The 24,456-nt window shown below is 57.7% G+C and carries 19 protein-coding genes; 7 read left to right on the top strand and 12 right to left on the bottom strand.

Features of this window, described 5'->3' with window-relative positions; translation table 11 throughout:
- Nucleotides 1–15: 15 nt before the first annotated feature.
- The 4 genes from JMN37_RS06510 to JMN37_RS06525 form a co-directional block, all read right to left on the bottom strand.
- Nucleotides 16–1,377 (bottom strand): amino acid permease, encoded by a 1,362-nt coding sequence (locus JMN37_RS06510; RefSeq protein WP_252931401.1) that lies wholly within the window; start codon nt 1,375–1,377, stop codon nt 16–18.
- A 153-nt stretch (nt 1,378–1,530) separates the two neighbouring features.
- The gene (locus JMN37_RS06515; protein WP_252931402.1) at nt 1,531–2,661 is read right to left on the bottom strand and encodes a type II toxin-antitoxin system HipA family toxin; all 1,131 of its coding nucleotides are present in this window, start codon (nt 2,659–2,661) and stop codon (nt 1,531–1,533) included.
- Between the two features lie 52 nt (nt 2,662–2,713).
- Nucleotides 2,714–2,938: a helix-turn-helix domain-containing protein gene (locus JMN37_RS06520; protein WP_070361682.1), complete on the bottom strand. Its 225-nt coding sequence runs from the start codon at nt 2,936–2,938 to the stop codon at nt 2,714–2,716.
- A gap of 313 nt (nt 2,939–3,251) precedes the next feature.
- Entirely contained in the window at nt 3,252–3,767 is a 516-nt protein-coding gene (locus JMN37_RS06525) for a GNAT family N-acetyltransferase (protein ID WP_071573893.1), read from the bottom strand.
- Between the two features lie 286 nt (nt 3,768–4,053).
- On the opposite strand from JMN37_RS06525, the gene JMN37_RS06530 reads away from it, so the two are divergent.
- Nucleotides 4,054–4,485, top strand: coding sequence for a DUF488 domain-containing protein (locus tag JMN37_RS06530; protein ID WP_252931403.1), 432 nt, complete (start codon nt 4,054–4,056; stop codon nt 4,483–4,485).
- Between the two features lie 14 nt (nt 4,486–4,499).
- Here the strand turns inward: JMN37_RS06530 and JMN37_RS06535 are convergent, their stop codons facing one another.
- Nucleotides 4,500–4,988 (bottom strand): cupin domain-containing protein, encoded by a 489-nt coding sequence (locus JMN37_RS06535; protein ID WP_252931404.1) that lies wholly within the window; start codon nt 4,986–4,988, stop codon nt 4,500–4,502.
- Nucleotides 4,989–5,328: 340 nt separating this feature from the next.
- Between JMN37_RS06535 and JMN37_RS06540 the strand changes: the two genes are divergently transcribed.
- Nucleotides 5,329–5,493, top strand: coding sequence for a hypothetical protein (locus JMN37_RS06540; RefSeq protein ID WP_177224308.1), 165 nt, complete (start codon nt 5,329–5,331; stop codon nt 5,491–5,493).
- A 133-nt stretch (nt 5,494–5,626) separates the two neighbouring features.
- Here the strand turns inward: JMN37_RS06540 and JMN37_RS06545 are convergent, their stop codons facing one another.
- The 5 genes from JMN37_RS06545 to JMN37_RS06565 all read right to left on the bottom strand — a co-directional run bounded on the left by JMN37_RS06545 (nt 5,627) and on the right by JMN37_RS06565 (nt 15,534).
- Nucleotides 5,627–7,609 (bottom strand): hypothetical protein, encoded by a 1,983-nt coding sequence (locus JMN37_RS06545; protein ID WP_252931405.1) that lies wholly within the window; start codon nt 7,607–7,609, stop codon nt 5,627–5,629.
- A gap of 1,339 nt (nt 7,610–8,948) precedes the next feature.
- The gene (cas3g, locus tag JMN37_RS06550; protein WP_071573897.1) at nt 8,949–12,311 is read right to left on the bottom strand and encodes a type I-G CRISPR-associated helicase/endonuclease Cas3g; all 3,363 of its coding nucleotides are present in this window, start codon (nt 12,309–12,311) and stop codon (nt 8,949–8,951) included.
- Entirely contained in the window at nt 12,308–13,558 is a 1,251-nt protein-coding gene (gene csb2 / locus JMN37_RS06555) for a type I-G CRISPR-associated protein Csb2 (RefSeq protein ID WP_071573898.1), read from the bottom strand. The genes cas3g and csb2 overlap by 4 nt, the downstream gene beginning before the upstream one ends.
- Nucleotides 13,558–14,868: a type I-G CRISPR-associated RAMP protein Csb1/Cas7g gene (cas7g, locus tag JMN37_RS06560; protein ID WP_071573899.1), complete on the bottom strand. Its 1,311-nt coding sequence runs from the start codon at nt 14,866–14,868 to the stop codon at nt 13,558–13,560. The genes csb2 and cas7g overlap by 1 nt, the downstream gene beginning before the upstream one ends.
- A 33-nt stretch (nt 14,869–14,901) precedes the next feature.
- Complete coding sequence (locus JMN37_RS06565) at nt 14,902–15,534, bottom strand: type I-E CRISPR-associated protein Cas6/Cse3/CasE (RefSeq protein WP_177224309.1); 633 nt, start codon at nt 15,532–15,534, stop codon at nt 14,902–14,904.
- 179 nt (nt 15,535–15,713) lie between these two features.
- Here JMN37_RS06565 and JMN37_RS06570 point away from each other — a divergent pair, with 179 nt between their 5' ends.
- From JMN37_RS06570 to JMN37_RS06585, 4 genes are read left to right on the top strand one after another with little or no spacing between them, the layout of a single operon-like run.
- Nucleotides 15,714–18,659: an SNF2-related protein gene (locus JMN37_RS06570; RefSeq protein ID WP_252931406.1), complete on the top strand. Its 2,946-nt coding sequence runs from the start codon at nt 15,714–15,716 to the stop codon at nt 18,657–18,659.
- A gap of 25 nt (nt 18,660–18,684) precedes the next feature.
- Nucleotides 18,685–18,843, top strand: a complete 159-nt coding sequence (locus JMN37_RS06575) for a hypothetical protein (RefSeq protein ID WP_252931407.1) — start codon at nt 18,685–18,687, stop codon at nt 18,841–18,843.
- A 50-nt stretch (nt 18,844–18,893) separates the two neighbouring features.
- A complete protein-coding gene (locus tag JMN37_RS06580) occupies nt 18,894–20,699 on the top strand; it encodes a site-specific DNA-methyltransferase (RefSeq protein ID WP_252931408.1) in 1,806 nt (601 codons plus the stop codon).
- Between the two features lie 9 nt (nt 20,700–20,708).
- The gene (locus JMN37_RS06585; protein WP_071573736.1) at nt 20,709–23,642 is read left to right on the top strand and encodes a restriction endonuclease; all 2,934 of its coding nucleotides are present in this window, start codon (nt 20,709–20,711) and stop codon (nt 23,640–23,642) included.
- Here JMN37_RS06585 and JMN37_RS06590 read toward each other — a convergent pair.
- A complete protein-coding gene (locus tag JMN37_RS06590; protein ID WP_252931409.1) occupies nt 23,639–23,809 on the bottom strand; it encodes a hypothetical protein in 171 nt (56 codons plus the stop codon). The two genes, JMN37_RS06585 and JMN37_RS06590, sit on opposite strands and share 4 nt — an antisense overlap.
- 58 nt (nt 23,810–23,867) lie before the next feature.
- Between JMN37_RS06590 and JMN37_RS06595 the strand changes: the two genes are divergently transcribed.
- Complete coding sequence (locus JMN37_RS06595; RefSeq protein ID WP_071573735.1) at nt 23,868–24,110, top strand: hypothetical protein; 243 nt, start codon at nt 23,868–23,870, stop codon at nt 24,108–24,110.
- Between the two features lie 118 nt (nt 24,111–24,228).
- Here the strand turns inward: JMN37_RS06595 and JMN37_RS06600 are convergent.
- A partial coding sequence (locus JMN37_RS06600) for a hypothetical protein (RefSeq protein WP_252931410.1) occupies nt 24,229–24,456 on the bottom strand: 228 nt, incomplete at its 5' end.

A 24,456-nucleotide genomic window follows, 5' to 3' on the forward strand; every position in this document is an offset into this window, starting at 1 on the left:
GTGCAACCCGCCGTACTACGCCACCATCTGCCAGACCGTGACACAAATGATCACGATGCCCAGGCCGAACACGAAGATCGCCTCCGGCTGGTTGGCGTAATGGCGGAAGGCGGTCGCGTGGCGGAAGAGGAGCATCGGCACGATGTAAACCAGCAAGGTAATGAAGATACCGCCGACGACCGAGATCAAATCCAGGATTGACGGGTTGAAGATGGCGACAGCGACCGTCGATACGAAGACGAAGAGATAGATGCCCGCGCGGACCGCACGCGGATTCCACTTCTCCGTCGCATTCGGCGCCACCGCACGCAACAGGTACTGCGTGCCCTCCTCCGTGCCAAGCATGTGCCCAAAGTACGACGACGCAATCGCACACAGCGCGACCACCGGAGTCACCACCGCCATGAACGGGGCATTCGTCGTGTTGGCGAAGTAGGAGAGGACCGGAATGTTCTCCTCGCGCACGGCGGCCATGCCATCCGCGCCGAGGGCGAGCGTGCAGGACCAGACGAAGAACATCGTGAAGCTGACCAGGAGCGTACAAGTGATCAACTCAATCTTGGAGACCTCCTTCTCCGTACCGGCCACATCACCGTCGTGCGACTTCTGCACATCCAACGCCGACTGCGACACCGCCGCCATATGCGAAAAGGAAAACACCAGAACAGGCAGCACAAACAGCATCGCCTTCCACAGCGGCACGTCCGACTTGTACGCCATGAAACTCTCCAGATCCCAGTACGGGATCAAGTACAGAGAGACGGCAGCGAGCGCCACGATCAGCGGATACACCAGCAGATTCGCGAACCACAGCGTCGCCTTCTTGCCGAGGGCGTACGCGCCCGTCATCACGCCGACGCAAATCGTGGCCAGCAGCCAACGGTCCACGTGCGGGCCGCCCATCTGGTTCACGATGAAACTGTCCATCGTGTTCGTCACCGAAACGCCATAAATCAGCACAATCGGGTAGATCGCCAGCCAGTACATCAGCGCCGTTGCCAGGCCGCGCTTCCGGCCGGCCAGGGACGTGATGACCTGCAGCACGTCCAGGCCCTTCACCGGCGACGCCGACACAATCCTCGAATACATACGGTGCGAGAAGAACACCATTGGTCCAACCAGGATTGTCGCGAGGAGGAGGGGCCAGAAGCCGAAGGAGCCGGCGTCGATAGGCAGGAAGAGGATTCCGGCGCCGACCGCGGTGCCAAACAGCGTAATCGCCCACGACCAGGTACTACCGTCCGGAGACGGGGCTCGCCGCGTGCGGCGGATCTCGCGCTTGTCCGCCGGTGTGAGGTTCTCCAGCTCGAACTCGTCAGCGGCAACCTCCTGGTGCTCGCTGCTGAAAGGTACGGGGTCCGTGGCGCGCTCGCTCATGAAATCCTCTCTCGCTCGACAATAATGTGACCCCACACACCTTAGCCGATGAATGAAATTGAGCTAACTTATCGACGGCCAGCTGCGCGGAGGCTTGGGCGGAAGGTGTCGAAAACTGTCCTTAGCGATTTTGTGAACAGAATTGCACCTGGGCTACCAGTGAGCACGACGAGCCCGAAGCACCCGCCTCAGATCCCTGGCCCGGCGTGGATCAAAATCACAGTCCCGGATGAGGTGCTCGGCCAGATCCGCCGTGGCGGCAAGGGCTTCGTCGGCGACTTTGCGAACAACCGGCTCAGGCAACCCAATATCCTCCGCGAAGGCGAGGAACTTCTTGTAACTCAACCCAGACGTCGAGTCGCGAACGGGGAGCGCAAGGGAAGTATCGCCGTAGGGGACGGTGCTCGGGATGTCATACACCGGGGCGAGCTCGAAGCCTCTACCCGAATCCATTACGGACACATTCTTCGCATGCAGATCCCCATTGCCCGACAGCCACGCAAACGCCAACTGCTGCGCCAACCCGCGCGCCGCAACCAACGGAGCAGCAACAACGCCAAGCACCGAGGCACACACATCCTCGTAGCTCACGTTGTATTTCTCACTCGGGTAGATGCCCAGCAATTGCGCAGCATCTTCGACGGGACGTTTGTGGGGGAAGTGGCCGTCGAAACGCGAGACGGCCAAGCCTGACCTGCCTGAAGCATCGTGAACCACCTGGGCCTCCACCACGCGGCCCCGCGCCGAAGGCATTGTGCGATACGCCGCCAAGCAGGTATTTTCATTCTCGACGACCCCCGGAAACTCCGGTGGCGTAATCTTCAAAACCGCGTCGCCCCGCACCGGAAGTGCAAGCGTGCGTGCCGACGCCTTCTCCTGCACCCCCGCCAACGCATTCGCATCAAAACCGGTCGACGGATCCAACAGGTCAGCGAAATCGCCATGCCCATCCCGCACGTTCACCAGCGGTGCGACCTCGGACGGCGGCTGACCCCACGGCAGCACCCGCACATTACCAACCGTGTTGCCGCCAACGGCGAGCAGCATCGCCAGCTCATCATCCAACGACGCCTTCACGCTCCTGCGCAACGCGCTCAGACGACGCCCCTCCGGCAACAGCCCCGTAAAAAACGGGGGCAGCGCCCCCGACGAAGTCTCCACCACTTTGCCGAACGGCAACGTCGTCGCGACTATAGCGCCACCCGACTCCGCGTACCCATCAACGTAACTAAACGTATTGACGCCACCCCGACTCACAATCTGCCCCGCAAGCACATCATTCACCCACACACCAGCGGCCGGGACTTGGGTTGGTGCTGAATCATCGGGTTTTGGATCATCGCAGCGCCTCCGGAACGTGCTGCACCGCCACCACATCCAAGCCAAGCACCGCCAGCACGGCTTCAACCTTATCCAGGCGAACCGAGCGTTTTCCCTGCTCAAACTCTCGAATGAACCGTTCCGACACCATCGACAGGTCGGCCACGTCCGCCTGTGTCAGGCGCATGGCACGGCGTTGCTCGCGAGCCTGCTCGCCGAGACTGCGGGGCGTGGGGGACATGGGGGGCCTTTCGGTGTTGTGATTCTGGAGGGGTTTCGGCCTTTTGGAGTTTCGGCACGATCATGCCGTTTTGGAGTGTAGTTTGCAGTTCTGGCGTGCGCAAGAGGCGTTTTCGGCACGATCGTGCCGGTTTGGGGCGCTGGTAGCGTGGTGGGTTCACACTGTTTTCGCGCCGGTTTCGCGCTGGTTTCGTTCCCGTCGACCTGCTCCGGTCGACCAATGCAGGTCACGGCGTTTTCGGCTATTTTGGGGCGTTTTTACCGATTTTGCGCTGACCTGGGTTGGTCGACCGTAAGAGGTCGACGGGAGCAGTTTAGGGGGCAGAGGGGGCGGGGCGTCGGTAAATGAACTCGTGGTCGCGGTGATTGCCGACCTTGAAGAAGTACTCGCCAGCCTTGGAGAAGCCGTAGCGGTGATAGAAACGCTGCGCACCAAAGTTCTGTGACCACACGCCGAGCCACGCGGTACGCGGGCCGATCCAGTCGAGGACCAGCTCGATGAGGGTGGAGCCGAGGCCGGACTGTTGGTGGTCGGCAAGGAGGTAGAGGCGTTTGAGCTCGCGGTCTTCGGGGAGGACGTCGGGGTGGGGGAGGCTGCAGGGCCCAGCGAGGGCGTAGCCCACGAGGGCGCCGTTGTCCTCGACGAGCCAGGTGGCGTGGTCGGGGTCGGCGAGGAGAGTTTTGTGTTTCTGCAGGTTGTAGGCCTCGTTGAGGAAGGCTGCGAGGTCGGCGGGGTCGTAGAGGTGGCCGAAGGTCTGCGTGAACGTGGCGATAGACAGTTCGACGAGGGCTTCGGCGTCGTCGGGCCTGGCGCGGCGGATCGTAGGCATGGGGACAGGATAGGGGAAGGGACAGGCGTCACGAGCGGAGTCGAGAATTTGTGAACAGAATTGCAGATGGGAGTAATCCGGGCTTAAGGGACATTAGGGCACAGCGGAAGACGTTTGGTGGAACAGTGGGGCGTCGATAAGCAAGAGTCCCTGCGGTACCGTGGGCTGCGTGACTGATGCACTTGCACCGAAGCCTGAAGACCTTTCGATCGACGCGCCGTCGGAGCTGCGCGAGCAGGGCTACGACCCGGTGGCTGCGGGCAAGACTTCGTGATCTAGGAGGATTATGCGAATTTACACACTCGGGTTTTCACACAAGAGCGCGGAGGAGTTCTTCGACATTCTGCGCGAGTCCGGCGTGCGGCGCGTGGTGGATATTCGCCGCTCGAACACGAACCAGCTTGCCGGGTTTACCAAGAAGGACGACCTGCGCTACTTCCTGCGGGTCATCCTGGACATGCCGTACACGCACGAGCTCGCTCTCGCGCCGTCGGCGGATCTGATGCACGCGTACCGGCATGACGAAGTTGGCTTCGATGAGTTTTCGAAGCAGCTGCGCGAGGAGTACGACGCTGGGGAGGTTTCGTCGCTCGATCGGTCGCTTTTTGACGACGCCGTGCTGCTTTGCTCCGAAGCAGACCCCTCCACCTGCCACCGGTTAGTTGCCGCCGAGTACCTCGCCAAAGTTTGGGACGACGTGGAGATCGTGCACCTTTAGGGTTGTGTTTGGGCTTAGCTGTCTTGCTCGCCGTGGCGTTCGCCCGTAAGCATGCTGAGCAGCAAAATGTTGCCCGCCGACAGGGCGTTATCCGGGCAGTAGACCGCGTGCGGCACATACGCGCGCAGGTGGACAACTTCTCCCTGCTTGAGCGGGAAGCGCTCGCCGCCGCACTCGAACTCGAGAGACCCGTTGAGGCATTGCACGGTGATCGGGTTGGCCGACTTGTGATCCGGCAACGTCTGGCCAGGGCAGAAATTGAAGACGATAAGGTTCACTCCGTCGCCCTGCAGCAGGCGCTTGACGCCTGGCCGCGCGTTGTCCGGCCTTGGAGCGACGGCGTTGATCGTCTGGATGCAGGTGGCGTGGTCAGTCGAGTCTGCCGAGGCGGCAGCACCAAACACTTCGGGGCGGTTGACAGGTAGGTCGTCTTTTGGCTGGGACATCGTTGATCCAATCTGTGGGGTATCGGGGGTGGTGGCGTCTGGGCGTTTACGCACCATTTTATCGGCTCAGTCCGCAGTGTGTGGCGTACGCAGGATGACTCGTTAGCGGGGCTGACGTTTGGTCAGTGGGTGCATCTTCTCCCCAAGCCTCATGCGGGAGAACGCAATGCTCGCGTAATTCTTTGGAATGAGGCGCTTGAACCGAACCTCTCGCCCTATGGCCGAAGCGCCAGTAATCGCAGGCGTTTCCAAAGCCAGGCGCTTGCGGTCAAAGAACTACGCAACCGAGCTACTCATCGACGCCCGCTAGTCAAAATTGAGTCAACACGACCCACCGTAGGTGATGATGGGGCCGAATCGCCCCAACTGCACTGCGATCGACCAGATTCTGCGGCGCATGCCAACGACGACATTCACCCCACCCCAAGTCATGCTGCCCACCGAAGCGATGGGCGACTCCGGCGAATTCACCGGGCGGTGGATCGTTGGCCTCACTATGTTGCATGCCGCGATTATCGACGGCACGCTCGCCCAGTGGGTGCGGAGGCTGGAGGCCTCCTGAAGTAGTTGCCTCCAGCGGAGTCGGGATTTTGTGAACAGAATTGCAGCGGGGAGTAATGGGGTTGAGGCACTACACAGTCGCTGCTCAATTCAGTTCACTAGTATCCCGTTTCCGGTTGTGGCAGGGCAGGGGGTTAGCGGTTCCGGTTCAGGAAACGCTCCGCGGCACTGCTGCCCTCAATAGCGGTGAAGGCTTTGCCAGGCTCGGAGGAGCACCAGTCGTAAAGGATGGCGGAGGCAGCAGCTAAACCGAAGATCACTGCGGCGACCGTGCCGATACGCTGTACGTTCGGGTCAGAAGCAATCTCCTGGAACCTCCGGTTCGCTTTCTCTAATTGGGCGCGGAGGGCGGCGGAGGGGTCGTCGTTACGCGGAGTGCGACCATTGCGACCGCGATCTGGCGAATCCTGCTGGAACGCTGCCTGAATATCCGCATTGATGCGTGCGAGCTGCTCATTCAGTGCACCGGCGTACGGACGGGCGAGCTCACCGCCAACCGCCGCAAGCACACCAACCGGCACCAGGTAGAACAGCGGGGACGCGATCGCGTTGGCAAAGCAATGCTCAGCGACCTTGCCCGGCGCGGTCGGGGTCGACGTTGCGGGGACGGTCGGGGTGGGCTCCTGCGGGTCCACCGGGGTGGCCGGGGTCGTGGTGACCGTGGTCGTGACGGTCTCGGTGGCCTTTTCGGTCGCTGTGGTGGTCGCCGTAGTGGTCTCGGTGGCTGTGGACGTTACGGTAGTCGGGGTGGTCTCCTTGGTGGTCACCGTGGTTGTTTCGGTGGTCGGCTCAGGGACCTTCTTCGTAACGGTGGTCGGGGTGATCTCCTTGGTGGTCACCGTGGCGGTTTCGGTGGTCGGCTCAGGGGCCTTCTCCGTCGTCGTCGCGGTCTCAGTCACCGTCGTTGGAGAGCAATCGCAGTCCGCCGTCGTCGTCGCCGTGGTGGTTGCGGTGGTAGTCGCCGTCGTAGTTGCCGTCGTAGTTACGGTGGGCGTTGGCGTCTCGGCAGGCGAGGTCGGGGCTTCCGGCGCTGAGATTTGGATCTCGGCGGTCTCACGCTTGATTGGGTTCATGATGACGCCGCCGACGTAGCTGCTATAAATATCCGACGGGTACACCTCCGTCATCGAACAATGACGCTGGTTATCGTATACGGGCTGCTCGATGACTACGCGGCTACCGCTAGGAAGGAACACCTGCCCAAGCGTTTTGTTCAGGTCGGCGCGATTGGGGTTCAATCCCCAGTCGTAAGTTTGCTGCCAAGTCGTGTTTTTATACTGCTCATTGCGCTGCTCCAACGTTCTCGGGTCCGTCAACCGTCCCTCAGCGTTGAACTCACCAGCTTTGCCGGTGACCTTCTTGCCGTCGGCGTCAAAAATGGTAATGGTGGCGTCGCCAAGCTGAACATTGGTTGGGTCGGTGACGCCGAGGAAAAGCTCAGTAAGCCAGGCGCCGTATTCACCAGCATGGAGTTCGTATTCCGTCTTGGCAATCCAGGTGCACTTGCCGTCAACTACCTGAGGCGAAACGGTACGCTTACCCGGGACAGCGTCGAAAGAGAACTCCGGATTAATCAGTGCTTGGGCAGCGCCAGAAAACTTCAAAGTCTCGCCCGCCGGAGCATCTTTCGTTGCCTTTACGGGGGCGGTGACCTGGAAGTTGCCCTTCTCGCCCATAGCGCCGTGAAGGTCTACTTCGTACGACCCTGAGGGGAGTTCATTAAACCCCTGAGTTCCCAAAGACTGGCCATTGATGTTTACTCGTGCTCGGTCGGCAAGCTCGATGCCGTCCGGTAGTGTTACCTCAACAGTGAAGCCTTGAATGTTGGATTGACCGGGTTGAGCAGCTCCGCCCTTAGCAGGAAACGGCGCCTCCGCTGTTCCCGAAATCGTTACATTAAACGTGTCGCCAGCTTTGACCTCGTCCTTCTTATCCGTTTCGACCTTCACGTCCACAGCCGGAATCTTCGCCGGGTTAGTCACATCGGGGCTCGGCTGCATGCCTGCAGTGTCTTGCTTCTCCACGTACGCGCCCGCCACCGGGCCACCCACCGCAGTAATTGACCCGCACGCAATAGCGATGGCACCACACAGCGCAACCAGTTTCTTCCGGTTCATACTCTATTTCTCCACAAATCTGCACAACGCCGAACACAGGCGACTTACACGGATAACAATAACCCTTTGCAGACGGTTTTAATAGAGCTTTAATTATCGACGCCCCCTCCGCACCCCGGGTGCTCGGCGCGCCTCGCGTGCTGCTTTGGTCTCGTCGACCAATGCTGGTCACGGGGTTTTCGACCAGTTTCGAGTATCTGCGCCGATTTCGCGGTTCGGCGATCGCCTAATCGCCGAAAGTGCGTACCGGGGTTGGTCGACCATAGGAGGTTAACCGGAGCGGATTTTAGGCGAGCAATGATGGCGGCCGAAGTGCTACAACCTAACATCTTGCGACCGCACTCGGACCCACATCACGCTCGGACCGCTCCCCAGTCGCAGGCAAGATCGATGGGGACAGATCCGAGGCCTGAATGCTGGCGTTCGAGGGGTGGATCGGCGAATCGGAGACATGGGGGCAGAAGAGGGATTAGGTAGTGGGTGGGGACGTGCTTCACGCGCGGAGTCGAGAATTTGTGAACAGAATTGCAGAGGAGAGTAATGGGGGTAGAGAGGTCGTGGCCGGGGCAGGTTGGGAAGGTCATCCTCGACCACCCCCGCGCATGCGGGGAAGACAATCGAACCCCCGCGCCGTGACCATCCCGGCTGGGACCACCCCCGCGCATGCGGGGAAGACGCTCCGACACAAAGTACGGCTTGCCTGATTCGGGGACCACCCCCCACGCATGGAGGGAAGACACCTCGCAGCTGATCAAGGCCACCATAACCAAGGGATCACTCCCGCGCATGCGGGGAAGACATTTGGCCGGACGTTTCACGCCCGTTGGACTCGGGACCCCCCGCGTATGCGGGGAAGACGTGATCAAGGGTTGCGGCTGTTGCAGCTTGTTGGGACCACCCCCGCGTATGCGGGGAAGACCTGCGCTGCACCCTCCTGGATTGCACGCCCACGGGACCACCCCCGCGTATGCGGGGGAGACTGGCCGGGCACGCTGTTCTCCGATGACGTTGGCGGACCACCCCCGCGTATGAGGGGAAGACCTTACCCGTCTGCGTGTGGAGGGGGCGCAGTGCGGACCACCCCCGCGTATGCGGGGAAGACCAAGACGACTACGACGCGACCGTCATCGATGAGGGACCACCCCCGCGTATGCGGGGAAGACGCTTGCGCGTCTGTTTTGCGCTTAAAGCCCTGCGGACCACCCCCGCGCATGCGGGGAAGACGCTTACTGACCTGGAGTGATGTCACACCACCGACCATTTTAGATACGACTGCCCCGTCAGCAAGGCAGGAGCACTAGTAGTCTTAAACCGGAGCACAACCGTGACACTACGGGGATTAAGAACTGTCCATGATGGGCTCCCATACTTTGATTTGGCCAGATTGCCGGGTTGGCTGGTCGCGCCACTTGTAGATTGGCAAGGTCGAAATGGGACTCATGACGAAGTCTTGGATTTCTTCCAAAGTCGACCATTCGGTAGGCGCGGTCAGTGTCAATTGCCTATCGCGGACACCGGACCCGTTCTCGTCACCTGGCATGCCGAGTGCAACCATGCCCGCGATTGCCCAGGCCAGATGGTCTTCGGAGTATCGCCGATCCATGTCACCAGAGAAGCGATCGTCTGTGTTGACGTCGAGTCCTCCGGTCCCTTTGCCATCCACGAGGCCGATGGTGGGGTCGTAAAGTGATTGTGTTCGTTGAACGGGGTCATCGGTGACAATGGCAAAATACGGCTTTCCGTTCCCGTGGAAAATCGGGATTGAGAACAACCTCGACTCCCCATCGTCAGTGAAGGCATCGAAAAACAAAGGAGCGGCCTCCGGGCACTGTTCAAGCGCCGACTGCCGGTGTTGGAGGTACCACTTATTTCGCCCCTTCACTCGATCCTTTGCATCACTATCGCACAAAGTGCCATCCGGACTCTTGAAACCGGCCCCGACCTCTAGAGAAAAGGCCATCGAGTTATAGAGCTGCATGTCCCAAGAAGGATCAACTGTCGACGACAGTTCCACCTTGCCGTCGACCACCCTGAGTTTCGCCGAGGTATCGCCATTGCGGACGCAAGAAGCGAGCGCTCCGATGCCTGCGAGAAGCATCGTGAGGGAATACGGCCGTGGGCCTGTGAACACGTGCGTCACCGCGTACTCGGAGACATCGACGAGGGAATTGGGGTTGACATGGATGTTGAGGGACTCCCACGACTCGGCTAGTCCACTGCGTGGAGAGGCCGATGCTGCCCAATCCGCGCTCCGCAGCATCGTTTCGTAAAGGGCCACGCCCCAAGGTCCAAATTGTTCCTCGAGAAGTCGGTAGCGCAGTGAGTTCGTGTAGGTTGTGCCATCGTGCGGGCTCAGGCGCCGAGCCCAACCGTGGTGGGACAGGATCAGGTGGCGCACGAGTTCGTCCGCGAAAGAGTCACCACGAACCGCGGTCGCTGAAAGGACTTCGTGACGCCACGTCGTTTGACCGCGATCAAGCAACGACGGCATGACGCGACCGACCGGTTTCGCAACGGGTTCAGGCAGATAGTTGCCGAAACTGTGTTGGAATCCGGGGTCAACCTTGCCGGCGTCATGAAGGAGCCCGGCGCGAGAGACTGCTTCAACCATGTCGTCGGGAATACCGGAAAGCGTCGCGTATTGTTCGGCGAGCTGGGAAGTCTGCACGCTGTGGTCGGCAAGCGTGACGCGTTTGGGGGTGCGTCGCGCTGCAGCTGTGGAGTAGCGGACGCCAACGGCACGGCCGCTGAGCACAACGTCGAGGTTCTCAACGTCAACGTCGGAGAAGCGCTCCGCTATGCGTTGCAAGATGAGATCGGCTGGTTCGAGGCCAAGTTGCTCGGCAAGCATGAAGAGGTCTTGCTCATCGAGAAGCCCGATATCGAAGAAACCACGTCCCTGCTGAACACAGATCTGCATCGATTGGTCTTCCACCGGCGCTTGCAGCTTCGTAGAGAACCCCGTCTCTGGGGAGTAGCCTCCCTCGGACGCAGAGATAACCACTAGCGCATCCGGTTCCACCTGGCTGATGGACTCGGGCTGCACCCATTCTTCGCCAACACGAATACGACAGTTGATGGTGATACGCTGCGACTTCGGTTTGTCGCCACTCCTCGCCACAGTATCCGCGAACGCCGCATCCGATGACTTTCCAGAGAGAAACGCCTGCGCCTGCCCGATCGGAATAGCGATCGTTTCGTCGGGAAATACTTGCGCTTGGTCAAGTATCTCATCCAGGTTTTCACGCCACGCCAATGTGACACTAGCGCGGTCTGTCGCATCAGGTCCGAACGCCAACGCTTCCCACGGAACCTGCGCCGGAGGCCTGGTCGAAGTCAAACGAGGCAAGTACTCCTCCACCGAACAGGTACGAGGATCAGGTTCCCATGCCTCAGAGGGAACCACGAGCGTGCTTGCGTCTCCGATCAGACCGTCTTCTGCCTGTGCAAAGAGACTGTCACGCGATGCCTGCATCTGCTCGCGTCCATAAATGGATTTCGCGGCACCGTCAGGCTTTACCGGAATCACAACAGTGGACTCGCGCTGCTGGCGCAGGCCGGTACGATTCACACGCCCAAAGCGTTGCACTAGTGCAGGTAGCGACGGCAACTCCGTCACCAGTACCTCTGCATCAATGTCCACGCCGACCTCGACAGTCTGCGTTGCGACGATCACCGTGTCCGGAGTGAAATCATCCGGCAGTACCCGATCAATGGGTCGAACCGTCGAAGTCAGCAACACGACATTGGCAGAACTACGCTTCAGCTTCGTACGCAATTTCTTCGCCACATCAACAGCCCGCTTCACCGTATTCACTACGACCAAGACGCCATCGCTGTCTGGGTCTTGGGAGCGTGATTGAAATGCGGTTTCCGCAGCCGCTACCAGCTCGTCTACCGGCTTCGACGTCTCAACTAATCGGACCGGTTTCTTGATCCCCAACCGGGCCTTCGCCGCTGGAGACGGATCCTCGGCAAGAGAACCAATGAAGCAATCAGCTGACCTCAGGCTTTCAGGAATTGTCGCTCCGAGAACAACGGTCGAGCCTACGAGAGGCGAACGCGGGTACTGGCGTTGGAGTTGCTCCACCTCGCGCCACATTTTGACGGCGGCCGGGGCAAGGTGGGGTTCGTCGATAAGAATGAGGCGATCAACACCCGTAAGACCTGCATGCATGGACAGTGTGCGTGGGGAGACAGAGACGCCTCGGAACAGCGTGCGGGAAGCAAGCTGCGTTACCGTTGCCGTAATGATTTGTGCGCCCACCGGAGTAAGCCACTCACGTTCGGGGGCTTTGCCACCATGGAGCGACGTGACACGAAGCACCGGCCCCTTGTGATCTCGTGGAAGCAGCTGGCGTAGCGCGTCTCGTACCGGCGCAAGCTGCGGCTGTGTCTCGAGTCTGTTCGCGATAATGGCGCCGTGTGCAGCAGCACCATCCACTACTAAGCGGCGCTCAACTGTGAGGAAAATACGCAGCGGAAAATGGCGCGCACCTACGCCGTGCTCGGCAACGTCTTTTGCTAGCGCCCAGACGGCAATATCCAACGCCGAGGTCTTGCCGGCACCGGTTGGTGCAGCGACCTGCTCAGGCCAGCTCTTGCGCTCCCACACTTGCTGGGCGAGCTCATCTTGCCACTTGAACGGCGCGAATCCATGCACCGCCTCGTAGAACGAGGCAAATGTTGGGAAAGTGCTCATGATTGGGCCTCTTTCGCTCGATAATCGGGAAGACAGACTCCGGTGCCATGCTTAGGGTCCAGTAACAGCGGGCCGTGGACGACATCCGGGGTGCGCAAAACAAGATGCCAAGCGCGCTGCGTGGGTAACGTCGGAACATGCTGTTGCCCGGCGCGAACAGGCGCTGCAGACATCTCAAGGATTTCGGCATCGGGTACCGCGGCAAGAATCTGCTGGGTAGCGACCCACTTGTCAGGGTGGCCTATGAACGGAACCGCTGCCATCCAAACCTGCGCTGGGCGAAGCCAATAGCTCGGCTGCAGCGTGATCGCCCCTGTATTCTCGCCGAGTACTTCAGTATCGAATGACGGATCAAGAACGACTCCACCGGTGGTCACGACGCCTAGGCCTACCGCGGAGCCATCCAGGTAACGGTTGCCGGAACGGGTTAGAGGGAAGGCTGCGACGCCGCCTTCGCCACGAACCGACTTCGCGTACTTGAGCGCCTGCTCGAGGGGAAGTGGGCGTCGAAAAGCGAGGGGAACGAGCACACTGTCGTTGTTCGGAACCACTGCGGCGGGAGCATACGAAGCTGTCCGCACGCGGTGATCCACGGGAATGGTGACCCGTGCATCCTCACCGAACGTGGACGCGTAGCGATCATCGAGCCAGCTCAGAAAACCCGGTGAGAGCACACGGAGTTGCTTACCTCCCCGTGGCATCGGCGAGTAGAACTCATGCGAGTTCGCACACTCGCGGATCAAGTCAACCTTGGAGGTGCGGCCTGCGCTGATCACCACCAGGTCAGACTCGCGGCCGAAATACCCGACGTCGTTGGCGAGCTGCTGCACCAGCGCAAGCTGCTCATCGTTGATGTCGAGCTGCTCCCACACGAAGTACAGGTCCCCAGTGACCACAAAATGCCCACTGGAGCGCTTGCGAATCTTTCCACCGCGTTGCCTCATGATTCTCTGCGGACCTTCAAACACCTTTTGATTAGCTTTCTTACCGCCCGGGGTTGCGGTAATCGGCTGCATATACGTTTCTCCTGAGCCTCCTGCATACGCGGGCGGGACAACGATGAGCGGATCCGCCGCAGCGCATATCTCACTCAAAATCGCACGAGCATCTTCGACCTCCGGTAAGCGATGTGCCGCTGCAAGCAGCGCTGCGACCAACCTCGCTGGCGACGGCGGGAACACGACATGATCCTCGTGATGCCCCGAGTACATCCCCGCGACAAATTGAACGGAAAATGTCAGTGCCACTACTTCTTGCCTTTCTCAGACTTCTTCTTGCCTTTCTCAGACTTCGAAGCTTTGGACTCGTTCAGGATAGTCGTCGCTCGTGCAGCCAAAATGGCCTCCGGGTACTCGGTATAGATCGGCTCTGCGAAGCGCAGCTCCTCAGGCAGTCGGCCATATGCTGCCTGGAAACCAGCGATCGCTGCGTCCAAGTCAATGTCCCAATCCTCAGCAGTACCAGCAGCGGTGATGCGCTTGAATCCTGATGTCGACTGCACCGTGACCAGGTCACACCCTGAACGGAGGAAGTTGTCATCCTGCGTAACAAGCAACCCGAAGATTCCTAGCCAGGCCAGTACATCAGCAATCAGATGCGACGCTTCGCGGTTACCAGGCACCTTAAGGTGCCGCAGGTTGGTCAACGATACAGAGGACTGGCGCAGAATAGAACCGCACGAAAAGGCCTTTGTCGTCGGTGCGTTTGGTACAGGACCGAGACCGAACTCCGATGGGGATTGGTCGCCGCCTTCGCAAAGCTCCAGTGTCTTATCATCCCGCTGCAAATTCACTTCGGCCGAGATGCCGCCAAGTACGTCACCTTTCGTCGCGCCATACGCAATATCGTGCGCGTCATAGCCTGTCATCACCGACGAGAGCGAACGCGCCAGCTTGTGACGCCGCGGAGCGACCGACGACAGCCAGAACCCAAACAGCGCGGAGTTAGGGAAGTAGCGGAACAGCAAGTCTGCACGATCGGCTGAGGCGTTAGTGATGATCCTGTACACCTCGCTATCGCGATCTGCCCAGATCTGCTTGCCATCAATCTCGCTGTGCCTGATGTATGCATCCGCATGACGGTGAGAAGTCACCCACGTGCTCGCTTCAGCCTGGCGTAGGTCATTACGCAGCATTTCAGCGAGGAACTTCTCGTCATACGGTGCTGCATCCTTCTTCTTCAACGCCTTCGTTGCCACCTCGAGTAGCTTCTCGTCGCTGGTCTTTTCATGATCCAAGAAGATACCTGGCAGCTTTAGCCCCAAGAGATCCTCATTTTCGATGATCGCCGTTTCAATCCGCGTTGCCTCAGCACCAAGCGAATTCACAACAACCGACGGACGAAGCACGAGCGCACCAGAATCAGGGTCCTTCGCGAACTCGCGATAGCCCGATTCAGGAGTAGGTACTGGTTGCGCCTCAGAACGAGCAAATGCAGCCCCATCAGAGCTTCCAATGTAGGTCGGCGGTGCGATTGGTGCGCCACGACCAGCTGTGGGCACCATGTCCCCAACATATGTGATCGCCGCGTAGTTCTTTGAGAGGGAATCATGAGACATAAGAAGTAGTCCTTTCAGATAGTTCAAGTGGGTTTATGCGAGTGGCGAGAGCCGCAAAAGGCCGCAGCCAAAGTTTTTCGACCTGCCGAAGCCCTCGCGATACGCCCTCAGCGCCAACTCAGCGTCCGCGACTGTGACTTCAGCAGCAATATCTGCAACCGGCACCGTACGTTTCCTGATCGGCAGCCGGTACGAGCGTGCAGCATCAAGACTGGCGACCGAGAAGCCGGCCCGCTCAAGTTTTTCCACCAACCATTGCTCGAGCTTTTCGTTCGGCACGGGGACACGTTTGCCATGGATTGCCGGCCGGTTCGGAAGGTTCCAGATTTCTTCCGGTACCCACGTAGCAGGGGTGTAAGTGGTTTCAACCGTTGTCTGGAGGAGATAGCGCTTTCCAGCCTGCGGTTCGGTGTGTTCTGCGGCCACCACCGAAATATCGGCTGTCTGCTTCAACGGGATGCAGGAACTGACGAGCATCTCAGTTGGTTTCGCCATCGTCCACAGCAGGTGTGCGGACTGTCGCGGGGATTGGTGATCAAGCACTCCATCAGGAAGCAGCGCCATCAAAAGGCGGTGGCCAGCGCCGTGGTCTGTCGCGATTTTGTCGGATACTTTCGACGGCAACGTGAGCACATACCGCGCGTATATAGGGTTTTCATTTGTCATAGACCCCAATATAAAAGACGGTCCGGACATTACTGGCGGGCTGTGGAATTCTTGTTCGAACAGTGGAAAGGAATGGGCGGTGAAATCCGTAGAGTCATCCGCATTCACCCTTCACGCCCCTCTCGCTACAGTACAATGACGCAGTTACATTCAAGCGGTTTCACTACATCAGGAAATTTATGATTCAGAGCCCTGACCAGTCTGTACCGGAGAGCGTAAGCCCAGAGAACCCCGGAATCTCCTTCGGGATGCACCTCTCCAACCATCAAGCGAAGTATTTCGCGCATGAGCTTGAGCGGAGTTATGCCAACGATCATGTCGGCAAGCTTGCAGGACTGCTTTTCGACGCCCAAGTGGAACCCAAACCTCACCAGATTGAGGCAGCACTATTCGCGCTGAAGGGCAACGCGACTAGGGGAGTCGTGTTGGCCGATGAGGTCGGCCTCGGTAAGACGATCGAGGCGGGCATCGTTATTACGCAGTACTGGGCGGAGCGTAAACGTCGCATCCTGATCGTTGCGCCTGCCAGTCTTCGGCAACAGTGGAAGCAGGAGCTGTACGAGAAGTTCTTGATCCCATCCGAGCTGCTCGATGCAAAGTCCAAGACCACGCTCCTGGCTAACAAGGCGCCTGGTCAGGTCTTGATTGCTTCCTACGAGTTTGTCCAGCAGAACAAGGCCGACCTGATGCGTCCGTGGGACTTAGTCGTTGCTGACGAGGCCCACCGTCTACGCAACTTTTATAAGGGCAGGAAGCATGCCAAAGTGGCGCATTCGGTCGGTGAGGTTTTTGATGGTGCAAGCAAGGTAGTGCTGCTCACAGCAACCCCATTACAGAACCGCCTTGAAGAGATCTACGGGCTTGTCTCGATTTTTGACCCGGAGTACTTCCGGTCTATCGACGTTTTCCGTGAGCGGTATGTGAAAACAGGAAGCACCGAATTCAGCCCAGATGACCTGGCGGAGCGCGTCGGCCAGTTGACGAAGCGCACCCTACGCCGAGATGCAGAGAAGTACATCCGGTTCACTAAGCGTGACCCGTTGACGGTGAAGTTCCAGCCTTCGCAGGCAGAGCTGGATCTTTATGACCTCGTTAATGCCTACCTTCAGCGTGACACTTTGTATGCGTTCAATGACTCGCAACGAGCACTTTCTTCGCAGGTGATGCGCAAGCGGTTGGGCTCCTCGACGTACGCCGTCGGGATCACGTTGCGTAGAACTGCGAACCGATTGGCGGAGGAACTGGCAGCAGGCCAGCCGCAGAGCGATCGTATACCGCTGTTTGATTTCGATAGCGACATGCTTGATGAGGAGCAGGCAGCGTATGAAGCATTCGGGGACCTCGTGGAGAAGCACGAGGACTGGTCGGACCCAGAAGTCCGCAAGAAAGTGCAGGGCGAGATCGATGAGCTCAGAGAGTACGCAGCGCTCGCGGAATCGATTCACCAGAATCAGAAGTCACTGAAACTCGGGGAGGCCATTGAGCGTGGTTTCGCGCGGCTGCGTGAGGTCGGTGCCCCGGAGAAGGCCATCATCTTCACCGAGTACAGCGACACCCAAAACTTCATCGCGGAAACGCTACGGCAAGCAGGGTACGGGGAAGGGCTGGTGCTGTTCAACGGCCAAAACGATTCGCCTGAGGCGACTGCGATTTATCAAGAGTGGCTCACAAAGAATGATGGTAGCGACGTCATTACCGGCAACCCGTCGGCAGATCGTCGAAAAGCTCTTGTTGACTACTTCCGTGACTCCGGCTCAATCATGATTGCGACGGAGGCGGCATCCGAAGGCATCAACCTGCAGTTTTGCTCGATGCTGATCAACTACGACCTGCCGTGGAACCCGCAGCGGGTGGAACAGCGTATCGGCCGCATTCACCGTTATGGACAGAACCACGACGTTGTCATCGTCAATTTCTTCAATGAGGGCAACGCTGCTGAGGCGCGCATCTTGGAGCTGCTGGAGAACAAATTCCACCTCTTCGACAGCGTCTTTGGAGCCAGTGACGAAGTGCTGGGCCGCATTGAGAGTGGCTTCGATTTCGCTCAGGAGATTGCGAAGATCTACGACAGCTACCGCACTGCAGATGAGATCAATCAGGCGTTCCAGGAGCTTGAGAAGAAGTACGCCGCCACCGTGAGCAAGGACATGGCTGAAGCGAAAGCGAAGGTGTTCGACAACCTTGATCCGTCAGTGCGTGACCGCTTGAAATCCTACGACGAGCAGTCTGGCGAAGTACTGAACAAGTTTGAGCGGCTACTCCTCCTACTCACCATCAACCGCTTACAAGGCAAGGCAACGTTTGAAGGCGACGGACGCAACTTCGTGCTGAACACGCCACCGGCTGCCGGCATTGCGGCTGGCCGCTACCACTTCAAGTCCTCGCCAAGTGGTAATTCCAAGCAGTACCGCTATCACAGCGACCTAGCGAAGTACGTCATCGATGGCGCTTTGACGGCGGATACGCCGTGCCAGACTCTCGTGTTCGACATCAGCAAGTCCGACCGCGTCAGCTCCCGCATGAAGGAACTGGCCGGACAGTCTGGGTCCCTGGTTGTCCGGGGTTTGACGTTCAGGATGAAAGCCAACGACAGCGATATTTCCGAGAGCTACTTACTCGCGGCAGGCATCACCGATTCCGGCGAGGTACTGAACCAAGAAGATGCAGCAGAGATGATGGATCTGCGCGTCGTCGACACGTTGGATATAGCTGGGCCGCTCAACGCGGACCTGTTTGCGGCAGCGATCGAGCAGCAGCGGGATTCTCTGGAAAAAGAAGTCCAGCACCGCAACTCGAGCTACTACAACCAGCAGGAAGAACTGCTTGAAAGTCAGATCCTTGATCTCGACACGGAGCGCAGGAAAGCTGTCCGTGAGCTTGAGAAGAAGCGGAAGGACCTGCGTAGGAAAGCTACTCAAGCTGACGACCCGATGGAGCAGCTGCGGTTCAAGAAGAAGGCTCGAAATCTTGACGACGAGATCGATTCGGTCGAGGACAAATATCGAAAAGAGAAGCGAAACCTGCGCGACAATGTCGACGAGTTGCTTATTCTGATTAGGCAGTCGCTTCAAGGCAAGAGATCTGAAAAAGAGCTGTTCACTATCCGGTGGCAGATCAAGGCGTAAACGAAGGTAGTCAAAGGGAAGAACAATGAACGAAGAGCGAGACATGATCAACGAAGTTCCTGGCAGCAGCCCCGAGTTCCGTACCGAGCTGGCCGAGCAGCTCGCCGAGTTGGTGCCGGAAGCGGTTGCCGACGGCAAAATTGACGTCGAAAAACTCAAAGAATTACTAGGGGGGGGGACGTAGCAGACACCAGCGAACGCTTCGGCCTGTTCTGGCCAGGTAAGAAGCGTGCGATGCGCGCAGCGCAAACCCCAACCACTGCGACGCTTCGCCCGGATAAGGAAAACTCCAAAGACTGGGACACCACAAAGAACGTATTCATCGAGGGCGACAACCTCGAAGTGCTGAAGATTCTGCAGAAGCACTACCACGGCAAGATCAAGATGATTTACATCGATCCGCCGTACAACACCGGCAAAGACTTCGTGTACCCCGATAACTACAAAGAGGGCCTACAGACCTACCTCGAGTGGTCCAAGCAGGTCAACGAAGATGGCAAGAAGCTCTCGTCCAACTCCGAGTCCGAGGGTCGGTACCACTCCAACTGGCTCAACATGATGTACCCACGGTTGAAGCTGGCGAGGAACCTATTGACCGACGATGGCGTGATCTTCATTTCGATTGATGACAATGAGAGCGTTCACCTAAAGAAGATTTCTGATGAAATTTTTGGTGAAGCCAACCACGTAAATACTTTTGTATGGGTTAACAACCTCAAAGGCCGCCAGATTTCAGGTTGCGGTGCAGCCGGAACTAAAGAGTACATTTTTGTTTACGCGCGCAATGGCAAACAGGTTGGGGAATTTATTGGCCCCGGCAGAACGCTAAAGGAGCTAATGCCGTCGATTTACAAGGGTTTTAACTACCAGATCGAGCATGATGACTACGGACCCTACGTTGTAAAAAATGAGCTATATAATACTAACTCGGCTTTCAACGAGGAGACCCGCCCAAACCTGGTATACGACATCTATTACAACCCCTCCAGCAAAGAGATTAAGACCGAGAATGTTTCCGAAGCCCATTTGCATGAGGGGTTCATAAAAATCCCACCGAAGCGAAACAATAATGGGACACATCTATTCCACGCCAACAGATGGAGCCGGAAGAAGGTAAGTGAAGAAGGCCACAACTTATTCTTCACCAATACTGCGGCAGGTTGGAAAGTCTACACAAAGGTAAGGAATGTAGACACTACGACCATGAAGGATGTTGTGATGGACATCACTACATCATCGGGATCAACGGACATCAACGACTTAGGAATAGACAAGAATTGGTTTGATTATCCGAAACCTGTCGATTTAGTCAAGCTTCTTGCGATGGTCTCTACCGCAGAAGGCGATATCGTGCTAGATTTCTTTGCTGGTTCCGGCACCACAGCACATGCTACGTTCGAGCTAAACTCGGAAGACCTCAAAGACAGAAGCTTCATAATGGTCCAGCTTCCAGAACCACTTTCCGAAAAGTCAAGTGCTGCGAAGTCAGGATTCAAAACTATCGCGGATATATCTCGTGTGCGGATCGGAAAAGCTTCGGACAGTGTTCGCGAGAGCGTCCAAGAGCAGAACCACGCAGACCTAGACCGTTTAGATACCGGCTTCCGTTCCTACAAGCTCGCCGACACCAACTTCACCAAGTGGCGGACCGACTCCGACACCGACGCGACTGCTCTAGAGCAACACCTACTGGATCTCCGTGAAAGCGCCGATGACAACGCTACCCCTGATGACCTACTCACTGAGATTCTGCTTAAACAGGGCCACTCGTTGGTTGAGCAGATTCGTGACCGCAATATCGACGGTCTGTCGTATAAAGCGGTGGTCCGAGTCGATGACGAAGACGGTGAAGAAGACACGCTAGTGCTCGCCTACCTCGATGAACACACCAAGCCGACCCTGGCACAGCTTCGTGAGGCTATGGAAGTCAAGCCAGCTCAGTTCATCATGCTCGAGGATGCCTTCCAAGGCGACGACGAGCTGAAAACCAACCTGGCGCAAATCTGCAAGACCAACGGCATCGAACTCTGGACGGCGTAAAGGATCAACATGAAATTCAAGTTTGATGCTAAGCAGGAGTACCAGGTTCAGGCGATTGATTCAGTCACCGACCTGTTTGAGGGCCAGCCGAACGACGCCGGGGATTTTCTCACAACGTTCCACACCGAACGAGTTCTGCCAGAGACCAGCAACCAGGCGCTTGACATAGATCTGAGTGAAGAGATTGGGGCCGTCGGCAACAACTTCTTACTCGATGAAGCAACTGTGCTCGAGAACCTCAAGATCGTGCAAAACGAGCACGGGCTTGAGCCTGCAAAAGAGCTTATTGACGGCCTCCAGTTCGACATCGAGATGGAAACCGGCACCGGCAAAACCTATGTGTACCTCCGCACGATCTTTGAGCTGGCGGAGAAATACAACTTCACCAAGTTTGTCATTCTTGTGCCCAGCGTTGCGATCCGCGAAGGCGTGAAAACAAGCATCGAGCTGATGCACGACCACTTCCGCCAGCTATACCCTGCGTCGCCGTTTGACTACATGGTCTACAGCGGTAAAAACGCTGAGGAAGTGCAATCCTTTGCGACGTCGACAAGCATTCAGATCATGATCATGACGATCGGCTCCGTGCGTGGTCGTGGAAACAACTTGATCATGAACCAAACCCGAGACAAGCTCAACGGGTTGCGCCCGATCGATTTTCTGCGTGCGACACGGCCGATTCTGATCATGGATGAGCCGCAGAACATGGAATCTGAACTATCCAAAACGGCGCTGGCAGGCATGGATCCGGCGTTCATCCTTCGCTACAGTGCGACACACCGCGAAACACGAAACGTTACCTACCGGTTGGACCCGGTTGATGCTCATGAGCTGGGCCTGGTCAAACAGATCGTTGTGGCGGAAGCAACGGAGCATGGTGGCGACGCCAAGCCGTACATCAAACTTCTTTCCATCGATAGCAATCCGTGGCAGGCGAGCCTCGAGTTGGTGTGCCGCAAGAAGGACGGATCGCTAGCCCGCCAGGTGAAGAAGGTGAAGCAGAACCAGGACCTCGAGAAGGTCACCGGCAACCCCGCCTACGACAACAACTGGCGAATCAATGAAATAAACCTCGACGGTCGCGGTTTTATCGAGCTGACCAACCACGGCATTCTCCAAGTCGGCGAAACGATCGGTGGCAACGACGAGACCGTTTACCGCGAAATGATCCGCGAAACCATCCGCGAACACTTCCGCAAAGAAACGCTGATGCGCCCCCTCGGCATCAAGGTGCTGAGCCTCTTCTTCGTGGATAAAGTGGCCAGCTACCTCGGAGACGGCGCCGACAACACCACTGCCGACGGCAAGTTCGCCCAGTGGTTCGACGAGCTCTTCATCGAAGAACGAAACCGATTCCCGCAGTATAAAGACCTGCTCCCACAGGATCCGATTGAGCTGCGGCGTGCATACTTCTCGCAGATCAAAAAAGGCGTCTACGGCGACACCTCAGGTGTCACAGCCAAGGATGATGACTCCTACGACCTCATCATGAAGGACAAGGCCCGGCTGCTGAGCGAAGACGAACCGGTTCGATTCATCTTTTCCCACTCCGCGCTGCGCGAAGGTTGGGACAATCCGAACGTATTTCAAATTTGCACCCTGCGTGAAATGGGATCCGAGACCGAGCGCCGCCAGACGATTGGGCGTGGGTTGCGACTTCCTGTGAACCAGCACGGCGAGCGCGTAGCGGACCGTTCCGTTGCCCAGCTCACCGTCGTCGCTAATGAGTCCTACCAAGAGTTCGCCACCAACCTCCAAAAGGAATACAAGAAGGCCGGTGTGGCGATTGGGTACATTCGCAAAGGCGACTTTGCCAAGCTGCCGAAACCCGACGCGGAAGAGCAAGAAAACTTAGGGTTCACTACATCCGCCGAGATCTGGGACCACCTGAAACAGCGTGGCTTCCTGAACAAAGACGGCTACGTCACCGCATCCTTCACCCCGGATGCCGATGACTTCTCCCTAGGCCTGGCAGCAGAGTACAGCCCCGTGGAAGAGGCGGTCATCGAGGTACTGCGCCGCGCGAATATTGAGCATTACGTAAAACCGAAGCGTGCTCGAACGACGCGCAAACTGAACAAGCAGCTGTACTTTCAGTCGCGCGAATTCGAAGAATTCTGGGAGAAGATCAGCCAACGCACGACCTATAGCGTCTCAGTTGATCGCGATGTACTGATCAAGAACGCCGTACAGAAGATCAAGAAGGCTGAAGAGATTGCACCCCTTCGAATCGAAGTGAAGAAGGCCCGGTTGACTGTTGCTCGCGGCGGCACCAAAGGCTCAGAAACAAGCAGCCGTACAGCGGAGCTGCGAGGCGGGTACAAGCTGCCGGATATCGTCTCTGAGCTCCAAGAAGCAACGTCACTCACCCGCAGAACGATCATCGACATCCTCATCCAGAGTGACCGCCTCGACGAGTTCATCTCCAACCCGAACGACTACATCAAGATGGTCAAAGGCATCATCGAAGCCGAACTCGCCTCAATCGTCACCGAAGGCGTCCAATACGAAAAGATCGGCGGCAGCGTGTACTCGCTCACCGAACTTCAGCAAGACGGCATCGAAGAAAAGCAATACTTCCTGGACAACCTGTACAAGGTCAAGAACCGCGAGAAAACCGACTACGACTTCGTCGTCTACGACTCCGAAGCCGAGCGCCGGTTCGCCGAACTCCTCGACGACCGCGAAGACATCAAACTGTTCCTAAAGCTACCGCCGAAGTTCAAGATTGATACCCCGGTCGGGCCATACAACCCCGACTGGGCAATCGTGAAACAGGTAGACGGCGAAGACAAGTTGTACATGATCCGCGAAACAAAGAGCACGGTGCTCGAGCATCTCCTGCGCACAACTGAGCAGGCGAAGATTGATGCCGCCCACGAGCACTTCAAGACGATCGGGGTTGACTACGCGAAGGCGGCCCCGGGAAATTGGAATATTTAGACGGCCCGGCGGTCGGATGCGACTTTTCGTATCAGGCCGCCGGGATTCGATTGTTGCACCAAACACCACATCCCAATGCGTGCCGTTTCGGCGTAGTTGGTACCGGTAATCCGCGTAGTTGCGCGTAGTTGGTACCGGGTTTCCAGGTAGGTGGTACCGTCATTCATTTTCGATCATTGTATAGGTGGCGTTGGCACAACCCGTGCCGGCGCGTCATCACCTTTCATGGCCAACTTCAAAGACATCATGACACTGTGTCTAGAGGGGGCAACCTACTCCGCTATTGCAGTAGCGCTTGACTGCTCTAGACGCGATATCGCCAAAACCAAGACACTCATCGCTGACCACGGCATCACCAAGGAGTCGTTTACTCAGCTGGACCCATCATTTTCGACGAGCACGTCAGCGACCATCGCGGGGCCCGCCGCAAGTGCTATGACCAGCCGGATTTCGAAAAACTGGGCCTGACCCTATCAGCGCGGACTCACTGGTCAGCAGACTCAACGCCGGACAGCGCATCGAACTCGGTGACTACGACATGCGCCGACACCTCGCGCACGCTCAGATAACCGTAGACAGCTAGCCTTCACTGACCGGCGAAACCCGACTTCGCTTCTGGGCTCTCGCCGGTCAACCCCCGGCTGCGGTACCAACTAACCGGAAACCGGCAGTACCACAGATCCGGAATGTTATGTGTCACTACCTTTTGCACGCTTAAAGTCATGACAGTGTGCACGCTTAAGGTCATGACATTGTTTACACCTAATGTCATGACATTGTGCACAGTTTCGTGACCTTTTATGCTGTGTGTCGG

The organism is Corynebacterium lipophilum, assembly GCF_024102595.1.
In the GTDB taxonomy this organism is placed as follows: domain Bacteria; phylum Actinomycetota; class Actinomycetes; order Mycobacteriales; family Mycobacteriaceae; genus Corynebacterium; species Corynebacterium pseudogenitalium.

Coding starts and splice junctions, on each gene's coding strand:
- JMN37_RS06510 (WP_252931401.1), bottom strand. CDS start 1,377: ATGAGCGAGCGCGCCACGGACCCCGTACCTTTCAGCAGCGAGCACCAG.
- JMN37_RS06595 (WP_071573735.1), top strand. CDS start 23,868: ATGGCCAACTTCAAAGACATCATGACACTGTGTCTAGAGGGGGCAACC.
- JMN37_RS06525 (WP_071573893.1), bottom strand. CDS start 3,767: ATGCCTACGATCCGCCGCGCCAGGCCCGACGACGCCGAAGCCCTCGTC.
- cas3g (WP_071573897.1), bottom strand. CDS start 12,311: ATGAGCACTTTCCCAACATTTGCCTCGTTCTACGAGGCGGTGCATGGA.
- JMN37_RS06540 (WP_177224308.1), top strand. CDS start 5,329: ATGCCAACGACGACATTCACCCCACCCCAAGTCATGCTGCCCACCGAA.
- JMN37_RS06520 (WP_070361682.1), bottom strand. CDS start 2,938: ATGTCCCCCACGCCCCGCAGTCTCGGCGAGCAGGCTCGCGAGCAACGC.
- JMN37_RS06530 (WP_252931403.1), top strand. CDS start 4,054: ATGCGAATTTACACACTCGGGTTTTCACACAAGAGCGCGGAGGAGTTC.
- JMN37_RS06590 (WP_252931409.1), bottom strand. CDS start 23,809: ATGAATGACGGTACCACCTACCTGGAAACCCGGTACCAACTACGCGCA.
- JMN37_RS06545 (WP_252931405.1), bottom strand. CDS start 7,609: ATGAACCGGAAGAAACTGGTTGCGCTGTGTGGTGCCATCGCTATTGCG.
- cas7g (WP_071573899.1), bottom strand. CDS start 14,868: ATGTCTCATGATTCCCTCTCAAAGAACTACGCGGCGATCACATATGTT.
- JMN37_RS06580 (WP_252931408.1), top strand. CDS start 18,894: ATGCGCGCAGCGCAAACCCCAACCACTGCGACGCTTCGCCCGGATAAG.
- JMN37_RS06535 (WP_252931404.1), bottom strand. CDS start 4,988: ATGGTGCGTAAACGCCCAGACGCCACCACCCCCGATACCCCACAGATT.
- JMN37_RS06585 (WP_071573736.1), top strand. CDS start 20,709: ATGAAATTCAAGTTTGATGCTAAGCAGGAGTACCAGGTTCAGGCGATT.
- JMN37_RS06575 (WP_252931407.1), top strand. CDS start 18,685: ATGAACGAAGAGCGAGACATGATCAACGAAGTTCCTGGCAGCAGCCCC.
- JMN37_RS06565 (WP_177224309.1), bottom strand. CDS start 15,534: ATGACAAATGAAAACCCTATATACGCGCGGTATGTGCTCACGTTGCCG.
- JMN37_RS06570 (WP_252931406.1), top strand. CDS start 15,714: ATGATTCAGAGCCCTGACCAGTCTGTACCGGAGAGCGTAAGCCCAGAG.